Annotated in this window: 5 protein-coding genes and 1 pseudogene; 5 read left to right on the top strand and 1 reads right to left on the bottom strand. The window is 45.6% G+C overall.

Features of this window, described 5'->3' with window-relative positions:
* The 5 genes and pseudogenes from IJ369_RS06450 to IJ369_RS10820 all read left to right on the top strand — a co-directional run.
* A partial coding sequence (locus tag IJ369_RS06450) for a thioredoxin family protein (RefSeq protein ID WP_290717375.1) occupies positions 1-232 on the top strand: 232 nt, incomplete at its 5' end.
* 15 nt (positions 233-247) lie between these two features.
* Entirely contained in the window at positions 248-1171 is a 924-nt protein-coding gene (gene trxB, locus IJ369_RS06445) for a thioredoxin-disulfide reductase (RefSeq protein ID WP_290717373.1), read from the top strand.
* Between the two features lie 25 nt (positions 1172-1196).
* Positions 1197-1997: an SDR family NAD(P)-dependent oxidoreductase gene (locus tag IJ369_RS06440; RefSeq protein WP_290717371.1), complete on the top strand. Its 801-nt coding sequence runs from the start codon at positions 1197-1199 to the stop codon at positions 1995-1997.
* A 69-nt stretch (positions 1998-2066) separates the two neighbouring features.
* Positions 2067-2492, top strand: a pseudogene (locus IJ369_RS10825) (redoxin domain-containing protein); the annotation flags it as partial.
* Between the two features lie 63 nt (positions 2493-2555).
* Positions 2556-2741, top strand: a complete 186-nt coding sequence (locus IJ369_RS10820; RefSeq protein ID WP_330612953.1) for a hypothetical protein — start codon at positions 2556-2558, stop codon at positions 2739-2741.
* 173 nt (positions 2742-2914) lie between these two features.
* Here the strand turns inward: IJ369_RS10820 and IJ369_RS06430 are convergent.
* The coding region (locus tag IJ369_RS06430; protein ID WP_442859673.1) for a rubredoxin-like domain-containing protein at positions 2915-3147 on the bottom strand (233 nt) is incomplete at its 5' end.

Genomic DNA, 3147 nt, shown 5'->3' with positions numbered 1-3147 from the left:
GTGTGTATATTGCCGTCGTATTGCGCCTGCTTATGATAAGATTGCGGAACAGTATGAAGATAAACTGGTGATTGGAAAAATTAATGTAGACGAAGTGCCCGAAGCGGCGAAAAAGGAAAAAATCGAAGCGATCCCTGCATTGCTGCTCTATAAGGGCGGTGAAGTGGTAGACTCCATTGTTGTACCTGACTCCAAGGCGAAAATCGAAGAATTCATTGAAAAGAACCTGTAAACAAGGAGGGGCAGCATGGAACATATTTATGATGTCATCATCATCGGCGGCGGTCCTGGTGGTTATACTGCAGCCCTTTATACAGCCAGAGCCGGCTTGGACGTGTTGTTGCTAGAAAAACTTTCTGCAGGCGGTCAGATGGCGCTGACCTCTCAGATCGATAACTATCCCGGTTTTGAAAATGGCGTGGATGGTTTTGAACTGGCGGAAAAGATGCAGGCCGGTGCGGAACGGTTTGGCGCAAAAACAGAAATGGCAGAGGTCTATTCTGTAGAACTGCGGGATAAGATCAAAAAGGTAGATACCAGTGAAGGTGTATTTTACGGCAAAACGGTAGTGATCTCTACAGGCGCTTCTCCCAGAAAGTTGGGTTTCGAAAAGGAACAGGCTTTGATCGGCAGAGGTGTTAACTACTGTGCGGCCTGTGATGGTATGTTTTATAAAGGGAAAATAGTGGTCGTAGTTGGTGGCGGCAATAGTGCGGCGGCAGATGCTATGCTACTGTCCCGTATCTGCGAAAAGGTCATCATCGTCCATCGCAGAGATACCCTACGTGCCACAAAGATTTACCATGACCCTCTGAGGCAGGCGGAAAATGTGGAGTTTTGCTGGGACAGCGTGGTGACAGACCTGCATTATGAGGAAGGATTCAAAGGAGTGCGTCTGAAAAATGTAAAAACAGGCGAAGAAACAGACCTCCTCTGCGACGGAGTTTTTATCAGCGTAGGCAGAAAGCCTGTGACAGAATTTCTAGCAGGACAACTGGAATTGGATCAGGCAGGATATATCATTGCCGATGAATCTACCAGAACGAACATCCCCGGTGTATTTGCCGTGGGGGACGTGAGAACGAAGGTGCTGCGACAAGTGGTAACAGCTGTAGCAGACGGTGCAATGGCTTCTCATTATATCGATGAATACTTGGCCGAACAGGCATAATAATATGAAAAGGATGGTGAATCCTATGAGTCATTTGAAAGGCAAAACAGCGATCATTACCGGCGGTGGACGAGCAGTTCTACGAGATGGCAGTTGCGGCTCTATTGGTTATGGCATTGCGACCGCCTATGCCAAGGAAGGGGCTAATCTGGTCATTACCGGCAGAAATATGCAGAAATTGCTGGATGCAAAAGAAGAACTGGAACGACTGTATGGTGTGAAGGTGCTTCCTGTGCAGGCTGATGTAGCAGCGGGTGCAGATAATGAAGCTGTGGTACAGAATGTAGTGCAGCAGGCGATCGAAACATTTGGTGAGATTCATATCCTCATCAACAATGCGCAGGCATCAGCTTCCGGTGTGCCTCTGGCGGAAAAAACAACAGCGCAGTTTGATCTGGCGATTTATTCTGGGTTATATGCCACATTCTATTATATGAAGGCATGTTATCCATATCTGGCAAAAACGAAGGGTACTGTCATTAACTTTGCCTCTGGCGCAGGTCTGTTCGGTAATTTCGGACAGAGTTCCTATGCGGCAGCTAAGGAAGGTATCCGTGGTATGAGCCGTGTGGCGGCAACGGAATGGGGCAAAGATGGTATCAACGTCAATGTGGTTTGCCCTCTGGCATGGACAGCACAGCTGGAAAATTGGGCGAATCAGTATCCCGAAGCCTTTGAGGCCAATGTGCAGATGCCGCCAATGGGTCATTACGGCGATGTGGAGAAGGAAATTGGACGTGCCTGTGTAGCGCTAGCCTCCCTTGATCTGAAATATATGACGGGTGAAACGATCACGCTGGAAGGTGGTCTGGGTCTGAGACCTTAAATATAGGATTTCTTTGTAGAAAATATGATATAATATATCGATACAAGGAACTTAAAGGAGGAATTTACAATGACTGAAGATTTAAACAGACTCCCTTTGATCGGAGATAAAGCACCTTCATTTGAAGCATTAACGACAAAAGGAACTGTAAACTTTCCTGAAGACTACAAGGGCAAGTGGGTTAATTTCTTTTCCCACCCCTCTGATTTTACAACTGTATGCACCACTTAGTTTATGACGATGGCATCCATGAAGGAAGAATTTCGTCAGATGAATGTGGAACTTTTGGGATTGTCTGTGGACTCTTTATATTCCCACATTGCCTGGATCAGAAAAATCGAAGAACTGGAATGGAAGGGCATGAAGAATGTCAAGATCGACTTCCCTGTGATCGCAGACCTGAATACCAAGGTTTCCACAAAATACGGGATGCTGCAGCCTAATGTATCCAGTACCCAGGCAGTAAGAGCAGTCTTTGTCATTGACCCTGAAGGCATTATCCGTTCCATCATTTACTATCCACTGACAACGGGACGCAATTTTGATGAGATCAAACGTATGATACTGGCGCTTCAGAAGTCTGACGAAACCCATAATTCTACACCTGCTAACTGGCAGCCTGGCGATGATCTGATTATTTCCACTCCGACTACAGTGGCAGACGCAGAAGCCGGTATGGCATCTACAGATGAGGATGAATATGCGCTGGACTGGTTCTTGCGCTTTAGAAAAGATAAAGTGTAAAAATACATATAGGAAATGTATTGTTTTGTCTGTTTTTGTGCTTAAGAATGAATACAGCCTCCTAACTGCATGATTTTATTATACATCAGTTTGGAGGCTGTATTATATGTCCCATTGGTTTACTCTGACGAGAAGGGCTATTATTATTCAGTTATATTATGCTGCAGGCTCACTTATGCAATGGGTTCGAAATCTGCCGCACCGTGTTTGCAAAGAGGGCAAATGATATCGTCAGGCAGTTCGTCTCCCTCATGGATCCAGCCGCAGATCTTGCAGACATATCCTTTTTTACCCTCTGTATCCGGCTTAGGCTTTACATTGTTTTGATAATATGCATAGGTCATAGTTTCCTTATCAGAGATGACTCTGGCTTCTGTGATAGAGCAGATAAACATACCATGGGTAT

The organism is Anaerotignum sp. (assembly GCF_017483025.1).
GTDB lineage: Bacteria > Bacillota > Clostridia > Lachnospirales > Anaerotignaceae > Anaerotignum_A.
Note: the sequence above shows the minus strand (reverse complement) of the source record. Positions and strands in the feature narration are given on the sequence as shown.

Excerpts from the sequence above, each read along its gene's own strand:
- IJ369_RS10820 (WP_330612953.1), top strand. The coding sequence starts at position 2,556 with ATGATACTGGCGCTTCAGAAGTCTGACGAAACCCATAATTCTACACCT.
- IJ369_RS06440 (WP_290717371.1), top strand. The coding sequence starts at position 1,197 with ATGAGTCATTTGAAAGGCAAAACAGCGATCATTACCGGCGGTGGACGA.
- trxB (WP_290717373.1), top strand. The coding sequence starts at position 248 with ATGGAACATATTTATGATGTCATCATCATCGGCGGCGGTCCTGGTGGT.